The sequence below is a fragment of the Azospirillum ramasamyi genome, from assembly GCF_003233655.1.
Classification (GTDB): domain Bacteria; phylum Pseudomonadota; class Alphaproteobacteria; order Azospirillales; family Azospirillaceae; genus Azospirillum; species Azospirillum ramasamyi.
On sequence record NZ_CP029829.1, the window covers coordinates 1,790,411 to 1,804,065 of the forward strand.

Consider the following 13,655-nt stretch of genomic DNA (forward strand, 5'->3'; position numbering starts at 1 on the left):
TCGGGAGGATGTCACCATGGCCGGCAACAGCTTCGGCACGCTTTTCCGCTTCACCACCTGGGGCGAGAGCCACGGCCCGGCCATCGGCGTCGTCGTGGACGGCTGCCCGTCGCTGATCGACCTCGTTGCGGAAACCGACATCCAGCCCTGGATGGACAAGCGCCGCCCCGGCCAGTCGCGCTACACCACCCAGCGTCAGGAGCCCGATCAGGTGAGGATCCTGTCCGGCGTGTTCGAGGGCAAGACGACCGGCACCCCGATCTCGCTGATGATCGAGAACACCGACCAGCGCTCCAAGGACTACAGCGACATCGCCGGCAAATTCCGCCCCGGCCATGCCGACTACACCTATTGGCAGAAATACGGCATCCGCGATTACCGCGGCGGCGGCCGTTCCTCGGCGCGGGAAACCGCCTGCCGGGTCGCCGCCGGCGCGGTGGCGCGCAAGGTGCTGGGCCCTGCCATCCGGGTTCGCGGCGCGCTGGTGCAGATCGGCCCGCACAAGATCGACCGCAGCCGCTGGGATTGGGCGGAGATCGACAACAACCCCTTCTTCTGCCCCGACCCGGTGGCCGCCGTCCAATGGGCCGAGTATCTCGACGGCATCCGCAAGAGCGGATCGTCGGTCGGCGCGGTGGTGGAGCTGGTGGCGTCCGGCGTGCCGGTCGGCCTGGGCGATCCGCTCTACGACAAGCTGGACAGCGACCTCGCCTGCGCGATGATGACGATCAACGCGGTGAAGGGGGTGGAGATCGGCAACGGCTTCGCCGCCGCGGAACTGACCGGCGAGCTGAACGCCGACGAGATGCGCATGGGCCCGGACGGCCAGCCGCAATTCCTGTCCAACAATGCCGGCGGCATCCTGGGCGGCATCTCCACCGGGCAGGACATCGTCGTGCGCTTCGCGGTCAAGCCGACCAGCTCGATCCTGACGCCGCGCCAGACGGTGGACACCGCCGGCAACGACACCGACATCCTGACCAAGGGCCGCCACGACCCCTGCGTCGGCATCCGCGCCGTCCCGGTGGGCGAGGCGATGATGGCCTGCGTGCTGGCCGACCATCTGCTGCGGCGGCGGGCCGAGCGGCGGGAGTGAGGGTTTGGGCTTCTTGCCAGGCTAGACCCCCACCCGTTTCAATCAGCCCTACAGGACAATCCCATGCCCGCCCTCCGCCACGGACAGCGCCCGATCCTCGCCCTGGCGATGCTGGCCGCGCTCTCTGCCGGCGCAATTCCGGCGGCCATGGCGAACGACAGGCCTTTCGAGGAATTCGACGAGACGTTCAAAAGCTGGAAGCTCTACTGCCAGCTCTGGACCGCCACGCGGCAAGTGGAGTGCGAACTGATCGCCCGCGGCACCAATGACCGCACCGCCCGGCTGGTCTGGCTGCGCTCGACCGAGAAATGGCGCGAGGGGCTGCGTTTTCGGGTGTCCGCCGACTCGCTGGATCTCGACAGGATGGTGCGGGTCTGGTCCGACCGGGCGGTGTTCAAGCCCGATTCCCCCTGCAACCCCTACCGGTTCGAGACCAACACCTGCGCCGTGACCGATCCCGACATCAACCGCCGCATGGTGGAGCGGATCGCCCCGGCGCCGGAGGTCTCCATCGTCGGCCAGTCGCCGGCCGGCGAGAAGACCGAGGTGCGCTTTCCGCTCGCCGGCTTCCGCGAGGCGCTGGAGCGCAGCGACGCCATCCGCGCGATGGCCGGCAAGCCATGGGCGACGAGTTCCGGCGACGCCAACCCGGACTGATCCCTATATAGCCGTAGCATCGACAAGAACCGACGGACTTCCCGCCCAGTGACCGACAGCCATTTCCCCGGCAAGGACGCCATTCTCGCCTTCATCCGGTCCAGCACCACCCCCGTCGGCAAGCGCGAGATCGCCCGCGCCTTCAAGCTGTCCGGCTCCGCCGACCGCGAAATGCTGAAGGATCTGCTGCGCGAGTTGGAGGCGGACGGAGCGGTGGAGCGCGGACGCAACAAGCGCATGGCCCCGCCGCAGGCCCTGCCGGCCGTCGCCGTGCTGCTGATCACCGGCGTCGACGCCGACGGCGAGTTGTCGGCCCGGCCGCTGACCTGGACCGGCGAAGGCGCCCCGCCGCGCATCTTCCTGCTGCCGGAGCGGAAATCGCGGGGCGAGGACAAGCCGCTGGCGGTCGGCGACACGCTGCTGGCGAAGCTGGCCCGCATCAACGACCGCCTCTACGAGGCGCGCGTCATCCGCCGCATCGATGGTGAGCGCGAGGGCCGCATCCTGGGCGTCTACCGGCCGAGCGCCGATGGCGGGCGCATCCTGCCGACGGACCGCCGCCACAAGACCGAGTTCCTGGTGCTGCCGCCCAACCGCGGCGACGCCGAAGCCGGCGACCTCGTCTTCGCCGACATCCTGCCGGCCGGGCGTGCCGGCCAGCCGCAGGCCCGCGTCGTCGAGCGGCTGGGCTCCACCGACGAGCCGCGCGCCTTCAGCCTGATCGCCATCCACGCCCACGCCATCCCCACCGTCTTCCCTCACGCGGCCCTGCGCGAGGCGGAACTGGCGGCGGTGCCGGCGCTGATGCAGCGGGAGGATTTGCGCGACATCCCGTTGGTGACCATCGACGGGGCCGACGCCCGCGATTTCGACGACGCCGTGTGGGCGGAACCGGACGGCGCCCCGGAGAACCCGGAAGGCTGGCACCTGATCGTCGCCATCGCCGATGTATCCTATTACGTGCGCCCCGGATCGGCGCTCGACCGCGCGGCCTACGAGCGCGGCAACTCCGTGTATTTCCCCGACCGCGTCGTGCCGATGCTGCCGGAAGCGCTGTCGAACGGGCTGTGTTCGCTGCGGCCGGGGGAGGACCGCGCCTGTCTCGCCTTCCACCTGTGGATCGACCGCAACGGCGCGCTGATCCGGCACCGGCTGGTCCGCGGGCTGATGCGCTCGGCGGCGCGGCTGACCTATGAACAGGTGCAGGAGTGCCACGACGGCCGGCCGGACGAGACGACGGCGCCGCTGGCCGAAAACGTGATCGCCCCGCTGTTCGGCGCCTATGCCCGGCTCGCCGCCGCCCGTGCCAGGCGCGGCACGCTGGAGCTGGACCTGCCGGAACGCCGTGTCCGCATCGACGAGCGCGGCCGGGTCGCCGAGATCGCGGTGCGGGAGCGCCACGACAGCCACCGGCTGATCGAGGAGTTCATGATCGCCGCCAACGTCGCGGCGGCGGAGGTGCTGGAACGGCACACCATGCCCGGCCTCTACCGCATCCACGACCGGCCCTCGATGGACAAGATGGAGGCGCTGCGCGGCTTCCTGGCCGACATCGGCCATCCCCTGGGCAAGAGCGCCGACCTGACGCCCAGCCATTTCACCCGCATCCTGCGCAAGGTGGAGGGCACGTCGCACGCGCCGCTGGTCAGCGAGGTGATCCTGCGCGCCCAGGCCCAGGCCGCCTACAGCCCCGACAACATCGGCCATTTCGGGCTGGCCCTGCACCGCTACGCCCATTTCACCTCGCCGATCCGCCGCTATGCCGACCTGATCGTCCACCGGGCGCTGATCCGCACCCTGGGGCTGGGCGTCGGCGGGCTGGACGACGAGACGCTGGGCCGGCTGGCGGAGATCGGGGAGCATCTGTCCGGAACCGAACGCCGCGCCGCCGCCGCCGAACGCGACGCGGTCGACCGCTACACAGCCGCCTTCCTGGCCGACCGTGTGGGGGAGCGCTTCAGCGGCCGCATCGCCGGCGTCAGCCGATTCGGGCTGTTCGTGCGGCTGGACGAGAGCGGCGCCGACGGGCTGATCCCGGCCAGCACCCTGCCCGACGACAGATACGAGCATGACGAGGCGGCTCACGCCCTGGTCGGGCAGCGTACGGGCCGCGCATACCGCCTCAGCAGCCCGGTCAAGGTGGTGCTGGTGGAGGCCGATCCGGTCAGCGGCAGCATGCTTTTCCGGCTGGCCGACTCGGAGTGAGCGCGGGTCTCCAGCCGATACCGTTGCTTTAAGGCAACGCTTAAGCAGTGTGGCGAATTGGTGGCGGACTCGTGGCAAAGCCAAGGGTTTACCCCCGCCGCACGACACAAGCGTGGCCTTGGCGACACAGGCCGGGACAATCCGCAACATTGCAAATCGGTCCGCAATTTTGTCCCGCACACCCCACTGAACGAAGGTGTATCTATCCCCCATCCGGGATCGGCACCATCCTCGTCCGGTCCGGCTGTAGGAAAGGGAGGCCGCGGTTCGCCCCATGGCCAATTGCGATCACAGCGCGTGCGATCACACCGTACCGTCACGCATGTCCCCGATTCGGACTCCCACGATGCCGAGCCTGGCGCGCCGCCTGCGCCGCTCCATCCGCCATTCCGCCCTCCTGCTCTCGGCCGCGGCGCTGCTCGCCTCCACCGCGGCCGCGGCACCCACCCAATCCCTTCCGGCCAGCGCCCCGCCGCCGGTCAGCGAGCAGGTTTTCGCCGTCGGCTTCGGCAAGATCGCCGAGGTGTATCTGGACTCCGTGTCCTTCAACCGCCTGGGCATGGACGGCCTCAAGGGCCTGAGCGCGCTCGATCCCGCCGTGACGGTGGAGCGCGCCGGCAGCACCGTACGCCTGTACGTGTCGGGCACCCTGGCCGCGGAGTACGGGGCGGCGCCTGACGCCGACGCCGGCGGCTGGGCGGCGCTGACCACCCGCGTCATCGACCGCGCGCGCAGCCACTCCCCGGTTCTTTCCAAGGCGACGCCGGAACGGCTGTACCAGGTGGTCTTCGACGGCGTCACCGCCGATCTCGACGGGTATTCCCGCTATTCCGGCGTCCAGCGCGCGACCAGCGAGCGGGCGCAGCGCGAAGGCTATGGCGGCGTCGGCCTCTCGCTGGACAGCAACGCCAACGGCCGCGTGACCGTGCATGACATCATGCCGAACAGCCCGGCCGAACGCGCCGGCCTCATCGACGGCGAGCAGCTTCTGGCGATCGATGGCGAGCTGACCACGCGGATGACTCCGGCCCAGATGCGCGACCGGCTGCGCGGCCCGACCGGCACCCTGGTCACGCTGACCGTCGCCCGCGACAACGGCGCCCCGCGCCGCCTGCCGCTGCGGCGGGAGCGGGTGGTGCCCAACACCATCACCTATTCGCTGTCCGGCGACGTCGGCATCGTCAAGCTCGACCGCTTCAACGCCACCACCGCCTCCAGCCTGCGGACGGCGGTCACCGCCATCCGCCGGACCGCCGGCCCGACCCTGAACGGGATGGTGCTGGACCTGCGCGGCAACCCGGGCGGGCTGCTGGACCAGGCGGTCGCGGTGGCGGACCTGTTCATGCGCCGCGGCCGGATCATCTCCACGGAAGGCCGCAACCCCGAAAGCCGCCAGCGCTTCGACGCCACCCCCGACGACCTGCTGGACGGGCTGCCGCTGGTGGTGCTGGTCGACGGCCGCTCCGCCTCTTCCGCCGAGGTGGTTGCGTCGGCGCTGCAGGACTCGGGCCGCGCGGTGGTGGTGGGCGCCTCCAGCTACGGCAAGGGCAGCGTCCAGACCGTCACCCGGCTGCCCAACGACGGCGAGCTGTTCCTGACCTGGAGCCGCATCTACACGCCGGCCGGCTACACCCTGCACCGCCAGGGCGTGCAGCCCACCGTCTGCACCAGCCGCGCCGGCCAGCACGATCCGGATTCCCTGCTGTCCGACCTGCGCGAGGGGCGGCTGCGCCCGGCGCAGATCGCCAGCTGGCGCTCCAAGGCGGCCGACGACGAGCATGCGCTGAGCGCCCTGCGCGAAGCCTGCCCCTGGAAGGAGCATGAGCCGGACCTCGACCTGAAGGTCGCGATGCGGCTGCTGTCCGAGCCGGCGCTGTACCAGCGCGCGGTGGCCAGCGCCCTGGTCAACACGGTGGCGGAACGCTGAGTCCGGCCATGAGAAAGCCGGGCCCTGTGGCAATCGAGATCGGACATCGATTTCGCCGTCCATAGGGCTTGACATTGCGGCGTCAGACGGTATTTTCCGCCGCTACGACGCCGCCCCGCCGGGCCGGCGGGGCACGGATTTTTTGTCGGGATCGAGATCATGGCCAAGCAGAACACCGTCCTCATCAAGCTGGTGAGCACGGCTGACACCGGTTTCTTCTACGTCAAGAAGAAGAACCCGAAGAAGACCACCGAGAAGCTGTCGTTCCGCAAGTACGACCCGGTGGCGCGCAAGCACGTCGAGTTCAAGGAAGCCAAGATCAAGTAAGTCTTGACCGACACTGAGCTGTGCTTCGAATGAACAAGGCCGCCTTTCCGGGCGGCCTTTTCGTTTTGGCTTCACGGTTACGCACTTTCCGCACCGGGGCCGGTGCGGCATCCGGTCGCTGCCGCTATTTGCGGCGACTGCCACCCCTCGGATGCATGTATTCCAAATGCCGCGCTTTGGGCGGACACTCTTCGGACGGTAACCGACTCCGGAGGGAGCGATCATGCCCGACACGCATCATATCCCGTCCGCAGGCCCGCTTGCCGACCCCGGTGCGACCGTGCCGGAGGACGATCGGCGGCAGGCTCTCGCGACACGCTTCCAGAAAACGCGCGCCCGCACGGCTGAACTGGTCGCCAACCTCACGCCTGAAGACCTGATGGTCCAGACCGTCCCCGACGGCGCCCCGGCGAAATGGCACCTCGCCCACACCAGCCGGCTGTTCGAGGTGGCGGTGCTGATGCCCTTCAGCCCGGGCTACCGCCCCTGCGATCCCGTCTTCCTCGACCTGTTCGCCCCGCAGGGTGAGCGATCCCCCGCTCCGCCCCGCGTGCTGTCCCGCCCGAGCGTCGCCGAGATCATGCGCCATCGCGACCAGATCAACGCCGCGGTGCTGCATCTGATCGAACAGGTCGACGATGGGCTGTGGGACGCGGTCGAAGCGGCGCTGGCGACGGCCATCGCCCACGAACGCCGCCACCAGGAGCGCATGCTCCTGCACATCAAGCACGCCCTGTGGTCCAACCCGCTGCGCCCGGCTTATGAGCCGGCCCCGGACCATCCGTATCCCGGAGCGCCGCCCGACGGCTGGGTGGAGCAGCCCGGCGGGCTGGTGGAGGTCGGCCGCTCCGCCCCGCTGCCCGGATTCGGCCATGAGGCGCCGCGCCACCGCGTCTGGCTGGAGCCCTATCGTCTGGCCGCCCGCCCGGTCACCTGTGGCGAGTTCCTGGCCTTCATCGAGGCCGGCGGCTACAGCGACCGCTCGCTCTGGCTGTCCGAAGGGTGGGAGATCGCACGGGCGGAGGGCTGGAGCGCCCCGCTCTATTGGGAGCGCGGAAGCGACGGGCAGGGCGGGGACCGGAAAGGCGTTTCCGGCTGGCGGGTCTTCACCCTCTACGGCATGCAGCCGCTCGCCCCGGACGAGCCGGTCTGCCATGTCAGCTGGTACGAGGCCGACGCCTATGCCCGCTGGGCCGGCAAGCGCCTTCCGCGCGAAGCCGAATGGGAGACGGTCGCCGCCGGCTGCGACAGCATCGGCAACCTGCTGGGCACCGGCCATCGCCACCCCCGCAGCGGCACCTGTCACGGCACCGGCCCCTGGCAGATGTGCGGCGACGTGTGGGAATGGACCGCCGACCCCTTCGTCACCTATCCCGGCTATCGCCGTTCCGGCGGCCCGGACGAGGCGGTCAACGGCCGGCTCGCCCTCAACCGCATGGTGCTGCGCGGCGGCAGCTGCCTGACCCCCTTCGACCACGCCGGCCCGTGGACGCGGCATTGCCTGCGACCGGAGACCCGCCTGTCGGTCAGCGGCTTCCGGCTGGCCGAGGACGTGAATTAGGCCTGCGGTTCAGGATTCGCCGGAGGCCCCGCTGCATCGGTCCCCGCCGCATCCGCCCTTGCTGCTGCATCCACTACGGCGCGACCGGCCACCAGCGCCCGCGCCTGCCCTTGGGTCAGGACACCGCGTTCGGTCAGGCGGGTGAACAGCGCAGCCGCCAGCTCCGCCACGGCCAGCGCCTCTCCCTGCGGACCGTTGCGCGGGCGGCGTGGCAGGCCGAAGGCGCTGGCCAGCCGCTCGGGGGACGCGCCGGCCAGCTCCGGATCAAGCGCCGCCGCCAGCGCGCCGAGGTCCAGCCCCTGCGGCAGGGCGGGTTCGGCGATGCCCGCCAGCGCGGCGGACCGCGCCAGTGCGGCGAGCGCCTGATCGATGCCGACGCCGACGGCGATGCAGTTGTGCAGGGCATCCTGGATCGCCGGCCAGACCGCGGCGAAGGGACGCTCGCCCGCCACCATGGCGGTGCCGATGCCGTGACGGGCGGCCGCCTCATCCGACACCGGATCGATGGGGTCGATCAGAAGGGCGAGCGACACCGTCCGGAAGATGCGCGTTCCCACCAGTCGGATCGTGCCGACCGCGATGACCGGACCGCCGTGCGGCTCCCCCCCCGCCGTCGCCACCCACAGCGCGACAAAGGGCAGCGCGGCCAGCGGTTCGTCGTCCCCCAAGGGGGCGGCGGGATGGGCCGGTCGGAGAGTGAGCGCTCGCTTGCCGGTCAATCCGGCCCCATTGGCCATGCCGCGGGCGGGGAAGGACAGCATCACCCCGGAGTTAAGGCCGAGATCGACGAGCCTTGCGGACAGTTCGCCCTCCTCCGTCCGGCGCAGCACCGCGGAGACGGGCGCCCCGCCGCCGCGCGCCCGTTCGATGGCGCGGGCCAGATCGTCGCGCATCAGGGCCTTGCCGATGTCGGCGCCCTCCTCGATTTCCAACAGCCGGGCGGCGGCGGGATTGAGCCGCTCCACCCGCCCCAGTTCGTCGACGATCAGTAACGGGTCGTCGGTGAGGAGCAGCGCCGCGCGGACCGCCCGGTCCATGCGTCCGCCGCCCAGCGGCCCGCGCCCCAATGGACCATCCGTCAACGGCCCGTCGCCCCCCGGCGGCTCCCCGCCCCGGACCAGCCCCGCGGCGGCCTCGGCCAAGCGCCCGACCTCGCCGCCGCGCCCGCCCGACCAGGGTTCGAGGTCGATGCGGTTGCGCCCGCCGGTCAGACGGTCCGCCAGACGTTCCAGGTCGCTGAAATGGCGGGCAAGGCGGGAGAAGACGAACCAAACCGCCAACAGGCCGATCCCGCAGATCGTCAGGCCGCGCGTGAAGGCGGTCCGGTCCTCCGCCGCCAGCTGCGTGATCTCCACGCCCAGAAAGACCAGCGTGGCCGCCGCCACCGCCAGCCCCAGCATCGCCACGCGCCAAACGCCGCCCCTCATCGGGCCGCCTCCCCCTCGTTATGCCCCACTCTAGCGGGCGGAAGGGAAACGGAGAAGCGACGCACGTGTTCAGCGCGCCAGCAGCGCGGCCCTTGCGTCCTCCACCTGCACCATAAGGTCGGCGAGGGCGTCCCTGACCTCGCCCGACAGGCCGAGCATCAGCAGCGCCACAACCGCCACGGCCAGCGCATGGTCAAGGAAGGAACGATTCGCTCGGCTGCGGAAGAACGGACGGAACGGCGGCATCGCAGACTGGCTCCGGCAGGAAGAAAATGTGGAATCGACGAGCGGCGCCAGCCTACCGGAGAAAATGGTCAACGATTTCTTAACGACGCGGGAACCAAACGGTTTGTCTTGCTTTTGACACAAACGGATCGCGTTTCACGGGCGATCTCAAAAGTTGAGTCCACGCTTTTCGCCATACATCAAACGAGCTACCCTTTGTTGCGATGTGCGCAAACACGGATTACCGCCTTTGCGTAAAATACATGGCAACTCCAAGCCGAACTTTTGCTATCGCTCTGTTGCATTTCCTGGTTTGCCTGCTTGCCGGATAATGCTAAGAGTAGCTCATCCAGCGACAACACTCCTTTCCGCATAGGCAATTCCTTGGGAGGCCGGCAATGACTTTGGTCTATCGTCCCCTGCCCTATGGCGGGCACGAAGACCGGCGGACGGGTCGCCACCTGCTACTGGTGGTTGGTCTGATCCTTGCCATTCCGACGGTGCTCGGTGCCGGCTGCACCCTCGACGCCCTGCGCAGCTTTGCGGTGGAGGCACGGCTGTCGCACGCGGTCGATGCCGCGGCCTTGGCCGGCGGGCGGGTGATGTTCGACTCGCAGCGCGACGGGCACATCCGCAGCTTCTTCGACAACGCCTATCCAAGAGGTTTCCTGGGAGCGGACCTGTCGCCCCTGACGATCGCGGAGGACGCGGCGGCCGGTACACTGACGGTCAGCGCCCACGCCACCGTCAACGCCATCTTCCTGCGCCTGTTCGGCAAGAAGGAAGTGACGGTGCAGGCGCAATCCGTCGTCCACCGCGGCAACCATTCCCGCGGCAGGCTTCAGTAAGGCCCCCTCGGCGGCCAAGCCGCCACATCGCCGATTCGCGACGCTCGCATTCGCGGAATGCAGCCCGCCGGCTTCGCCACTGCGGTAGAAGGACGGACAGCGCCCCTTCCTCCGGAGTCCGCGATGCTCGGAACCCTGACGCTTCTGCTGGTCTGCCAATTGACGGGCGAACTGGCCGCCCGCCTGCTGCATCTGCCGATCCCCGGCCCGGTGCTGGGCATGCTGCTGCTGTTCGCCGGCCTTCTGCTGCGCGGCCGGGTGCCGGCCCCGTTGCAGGAAACGGCCGGCGGCCTGCTGCGGCATCTGTCGCTGCTGTTCGTGCCGGCCGGCGTCGGCGTGATGGTCCATGCCACCCGCCTTGAGACGGAAGCGCTGCCCATCGTGATCGCGCTGTTCGGCAGCACCCTGATCGGCATCGCCGTGACGGCGAAGCTGATGGCCTTCCTGCTGAGCCGCACCGATCCGCGGCTGGTGGATGAGCCCGCGAAGGGCGACCGGGCATGAGCGACGACCTTCATCAGATCTGGGTCTATCTGTCGGCCAGCCCGCTGGCCGGGCTGACCCTGACCCTGGTCGCCTACCAGTGCGGGCTTTGGCTGTTCGAGAAGTTGGGCCGGCGCCCGATCCTGAACCCGGTGCTGATCGCGGTCCTGCTGATCGCCGGGGTGCTGAGCCTGTCGGGCATCGATTACCGCACCTATTTCGACGGTGCGCAGTTCGTCCATTTCCTGCTGGGTCCGGCCACCGTGGCCCTGGCCGTTCCGCTCTACAACCAGTTCCAGGAGGTCCGCCGCTCGGCCCTGGCGCTGGTCGTGGCGCTTCTGGTGGGTTCGACCGCTTCGGCGCTGAGCGCGGTGACGCTGGTCTGGGCCTTCGGCGGTTCGGCGGCGACGATCCTGTCGATGGCGCCCAAATCCGTCACCTCCCCCATCGCCATGGGCGTGTCGGAGCAGATCGGCGGCCTGCCGTCGCTGACCGCGGTGTTCGTCATCATCACCGGCATCGTCGCCGCCAGCCTCGGCACCTGGGTTCTGAACCTCGTGCGGGTGAAGGACTGGCGCGCCCGCGGATTCGGCATGGGGGTGGCGGCGCACGGCATCGGCACGGCCCGCGCCCTGCAGGTCAACGAAGTGGCTGGCGCCTTCGCCGGACTGGGCATGGGGTTGAACGGGCTGGCGACGGCGCTGCTGCTGCCGACTCTGTATCAGCTGATCTGGGGATGAGCGGGGCTATGGTTTGCGTATCCCGCAGTCCGTTTCCCGCCACTCCGGGCTTGACAGCGTTGCCGCACCTGCGCAGAGTGCGCCCTATGACCTGCATCGACCGCAAGAACGCCCTTCTTCGACTTCTCGGCCCGGCGCTTTAAGCGTCCGGGTTTGTCGCGTTCGCACACCATTTCCATCGGTCGAAGTGTCTGTTCCATGAGCGATGTTTGCAAAGGCGCCGAAAGCGGCGTCGCCCGGCCGGGGCCGGGACTGCGACTTACCGACGGTCGCTGAGCCACGTCCGGCGGCTCTGCGGCCGTACCCCTCGCCGGTCCCTCCGCCTTTCAAAATCCGATCCGCCGCCCCGGCCGCACAGAAGACCTGATCCGGGGCCGCCACTGGAGCCGAACGACGTCATGAGCACCGCGACCCAAACGAACGCTGGCATCCCGACCCTGCCGAAGTCCCCGTCGAAATACGCCCCCTTCCCCCAGGTGAAGCTGACCGACCGCCAATGGCCGTCGCGCACCCTGGACAAGGCGCCGATGTGGTGCTCGGTCGACCTGCGCGACGGCAACCAGGCGCTGATCGAGCCGATGGGTCCGGACCGCAAGCGCGCGATGTTCGACCTGCTGCTGCGCATGGGCTTCAAGGAGATCGAGGTCGGCTTCCCGGCCGCGTCGCAGACCGATTTCGACTTCTGCCGCGAGGTCATCGAGCAGGGCAAGATCCCCGACGGCGTCACCATCCAGGTGCTGACCCAGTCGCGTGAGGAACTGATCCGCCGCACCTTCGACGGCATCAAGGGCGCCAAGCGCGCCATCGTCCACCTGTACAACTCCACCTCGGAACTGCAGCGCCGCGTGGTGTTCGGGCTGGACCGCCAGGGCATCATCGACATTGCCGTCGCCGGCGTTAAGCTGGTCAAGCAGCTGGCCGCCGAGACGCCGGAGACCGAGATCGTCCTGCAATACTCGCCGGAGAGCTTCACCGGCACCGAGCTGGACTTCGCGGTCGAGATCTGCGAGGCGGTGATGGAGACCTGGGGCGCCACCCCCGCCAACAAGGTCATCCTGAACCTGCCGGCCACGGTCGAGATGTCGATGCCCAACGTGCATGCCGACCAGATCGAGTGGTTCTGCCGCACCCTGAAGAACCGCGAATCGGCGATCATCTCGCTGCACCCGCACAACGACCGGGGCACCGGCGTCGCCGCGGCGGAGATGGGCTTGCTGGCCGGCGCCGACCGCGTCGAAGGCACCCTGTTCGGCAACGGCGAGCGCACCGGCAACGTCGACGTCGTCACGCTGGCGCTGAACATGTTCACCCAGGGCGTCGATCCGGAACTGAACATCGACGACATCAACGAGATCGTCCGCATCTCCGAGTACTGCACGCAGCTGCCGGTCCATCCGCGCCATCCCTATGCCGGCGAACTGGTGTTCACCGCCTTCTCGGGCTCGCACCAGGACGCCATCAACAAGGGGCTGAAGGCGCTGTCCAAGTCCAACACCGGCAAGTGGGAGGTTCCGTACCTGCCCATCGACCCGCAGGATCTGGGCCGCAGCTATGAGGCGGTGATCCGCATCAACAGCCAGTCCGGCAAGGGCGGCATCGCCTATGTGCTGGAGAAGGACTACGGCCTGCAGATCCCGCGCCGCCTGCAGATCGAATTCTCCAAGGTCGTCCAGCGCGTCGCCGACGAGACCGGCAAGGAACTGTCGCCCGCCGACATCCATGCCGCCTTCCAGGCCGAATATCTGGGCGCCGACAGCCCGCTGGAACTGGTCGAGCATTCGACCGAGCCGCGCGGCCCGAACTCCGGCGCCCGCGCCATGAGCGTGGTGATGCGCCGCAACGGCGAGATCATCACCACCAAGGGCAAGGGCAACGGCCCGATCGACGCCTTCCTGGACGCCCTGCGCCAGGGCTGCGACACCGACCTGCACGTGGTCGACTACCGCGAGCACGCCATCGGCTCCGGCGAGGACGCCCAGGCCTGCGCCTATGTCGAGGTGAAGACCGGCGACAAGACGCTGTTCGGCGTGGGCATCGACGCCGACATCGTGACCGCCTCGCTGCGGGCGCTGGTGAGCGCCGCAAACCGGGCGGCGCGGTAAGGTTCGGCTTCGACCCCCAGCTAGCCTCCCCGCTCTCAGCCCTCCCCCGCGAGAGCG

Annotated in this window: 12 protein-coding genes; 10 read left to right on the forward strand and 2 right to left on the reverse strand. The window is 69.3% G+C overall.

Annotation, left to right across the window (positions count from 1 at the left end; translation table 11 throughout):
• Nucleotides 1–16: 16 nt before the first annotated feature.
• The 6 genes from aroC to egtB all read left to right on the forward strand — a co-directional run bounded on the left by aroC (nt 17) and on the right by egtB (nt 7,773).
• Complete coding sequence (aroC, locus tag DM194_RS08345; RefSeq protein ID WP_111066854.1) at nt 17–1,096, forward strand: chorismate synthase; 1,080 nt, start codon at nt 17–19, stop codon at nt 1,094–1,096.
• A gap of 63 nt (nt 1,097–1,159) precedes the next feature.
• The gene (locus DM194_RS08350; RefSeq protein ID WP_111066856.1) at nt 1,160–1,753 is read left to right on the forward strand and encodes a hypothetical protein; all 594 of its coding nucleotides are present in this window, start codon (nt 1,160–1,162) and stop codon (nt 1,751–1,753) included.
• 48 nt (nt 1,754–1,801) lie between these two features.
• Nucleotides 1,802–3,958 (forward strand): ribonuclease R, encoded by a 2,157-nt coding sequence (rnr, locus tag DM194_RS08355; RefSeq protein ID WP_111066858.1) that lies wholly within the window; start codon nt 1,802–1,804, stop codon nt 3,956–3,958.
• 346 nt (nt 3,959–4,304) lie between these two features.
• Nucleotides 4,305–5,885 carry a S41 family peptidase gene (locus DM194_RS08360; RefSeq protein ID WP_111066860.1) on the forward strand — a complete coding sequence of 527 codons (1,581 nt, stop codon included), beginning with the start codon at nt 4,305–4,307 and terminating at the stop codon, nt 5,883–5,885.
• 159 nt (nt 5,886–6,044) lie between these two features.
• Nucleotides 6,045–6,212 (forward strand): 50S ribosomal protein L33, encoded by a 168-nt coding sequence (rpmG, locus tag DM194_RS08365; RefSeq protein WP_012974790.1) that lies wholly within the window; start codon nt 6,045–6,047, stop codon nt 6,210–6,212.
• A 223-nt stretch (nt 6,213–6,435) separates the two neighbouring features.
• Nucleotides 6,436–7,773: an ergothioneine biosynthesis protein EgtB gene (gene egtB, locus DM194_RS08370; protein WP_111066862.1), complete on the forward strand. Its 1,338-nt coding sequence runs from the start codon at nt 6,436–6,438 to the stop codon at nt 7,771–7,773.
• Here egtB and DM194_RS08375 read toward each other — a convergent pair.
• Together DM194_RS08375 and DM194_RS28060 are read right to left on the reverse strand one after the other, a co-directional pair.
• The gene (locus DM194_RS08375) at nt 7,770–9,200 is read right to left on the reverse strand and encodes a DNA polymerase III subunit epsilon (protein ID WP_111066865.1); all 1,431 of its coding nucleotides are present in this window, start codon (nt 9,198–9,200) and stop codon (nt 7,770–7,772) included. The genes egtB and DM194_RS08375 overlap by 4 nt on opposite strands.
• A gap of 69 nt (nt 9,201–9,269) precedes the next feature.
• On the reverse strand, nt 9,270–9,446 hold the full coding sequence (locus tag DM194_RS28060; RefSeq protein ID WP_162629985.1) for a hypothetical protein: 177 nt from the start codon (nt 9,444–9,446) through the stop codon (nt 9,270–9,272).
• A 377-nt stretch (nt 9,447–9,823) separates the two neighbouring features.
• On the opposite strand from DM194_RS28060, the gene DM194_RS08380 reads away from it, so the two are divergent.
• The 4 genes from DM194_RS08380 to leuA all read left to right on the forward strand — a co-directional run bounded on the left by DM194_RS08380 (nt 9,824) and on the right by leuA (nt 13,598).
• Nucleotides 9,824–10,273 (forward strand): pilus assembly protein TadG-related protein, encoded by a 450-nt coding sequence (locus DM194_RS08380; RefSeq protein WP_111066867.1) that lies wholly within the window; start codon nt 9,824–9,826, stop codon nt 10,271–10,273.
• Nucleotides 10,274–10,396: 123 nt separating this feature from the next.
• On the forward strand, nt 10,397–10,777 hold the full coding sequence (locus DM194_RS08385; RefSeq protein ID WP_111066870.1) for a CidA/LrgA family protein: 381 nt from the start codon (nt 10,397–10,399) through the stop codon (nt 10,775–10,777).
• A complete protein-coding gene (locus tag DM194_RS08390; protein WP_111066872.1) occupies nt 10,774–11,496 on the forward strand; it encodes an LrgB family protein in 723 nt (240 codons plus the stop codon). Before DM194_RS08385 ends, DM194_RS08390 begins: the two co-directional genes overlap by 4 nt.
• 398 nt (nt 11,497–11,894) lie before the next feature.
• The gene (gene leuA / locus DM194_RS08395; protein WP_111066874.1) at nt 11,895–13,598 is read left to right on the forward strand and encodes a 2-isopropylmalate synthase; all 1,704 of its coding nucleotides are present in this window, start codon (nt 11,895–11,897) and stop codon (nt 13,596–13,598) included.
• Nucleotides 13,599–13,655 lie beyond the last annotated feature (57 nt).

What these genes read in the sequence shown, in the direction of transcription:
- DM194_RS08380 (WP_111066867.1), top strand. Translation starts at nt 9,824, where the DNA reads ATGACTTTGGTCTATCGTCCCCTGCCCTATGGCGGGCACGAAGACCGG.
- aroC (WP_111066854.1), top strand. Translation starts at nt 17, where the DNA reads ATGGCCGGCAACAGCTTCGGCACGCTTTTCCGCTTCACCACCTGGGGC.
- DM194_RS08385 (WP_111066870.1), top strand. Translation starts at nt 10,397, where the DNA reads ATGCTCGGAACCCTGACGCTTCTGCTGGTCTGCCAATTGACGGGCGAA.
- egtB (WP_111066862.1), top strand. Translation starts at nt 6,436, where the DNA reads ATGCCCGACACGCATCATATCCCGTCCGCAGGCCCGCTTGCCGACCCC.
- DM194_RS08390 (WP_111066872.1), top strand. Translation starts at nt 10,774, where the DNA reads ATGAGCGACGACCTTCATCAGATCTGGGTCTATCTGTCGGCCAGCCCG.
- rpmG (WP_012974790.1), top strand. Translation starts at nt 6,045, where the DNA reads ATGGCCAAGCAGAACACCGTCCTCATCAAGCTGGTGAGCACGGCTGAC.
- DM194_RS08360 (WP_111066860.1), top strand. Translation starts at nt 4,305, where the DNA reads ATGCCGAGCCTGGCGCGCCGCCTGCGCCGCTCCATCCGCCATTCCGCC.
- leuA (WP_111066874.1), top strand. Translation starts at nt 11,895, where the DNA reads ATGAGCACCGCGACCCAAACGAACGCTGGCATCCCGACCCTGCCGAAG.
- DM194_RS28060 (WP_162629985.1), bottom strand. Translation starts at nt 9,446, where the DNA reads ATGCCGCCGTTCCGTCCGTTCTTCCGCAGCCGAGCGAATCGTTCCTTC.
- DM194_RS08350 (WP_111066856.1), top strand. Translation starts at nt 1,160, where the DNA reads ATGCCCGCCCTCCGCCACGGACAGCGCCCGATCCTCGCCCTGGCGATG.
- DM194_RS08375 (WP_111066865.1), bottom strand. Translation starts at nt 9,200, where the DNA reads ATGAGGGGCGGCGTTTGGCGCGTGGCGATGCTGGGGCTGGCGGTGGCG.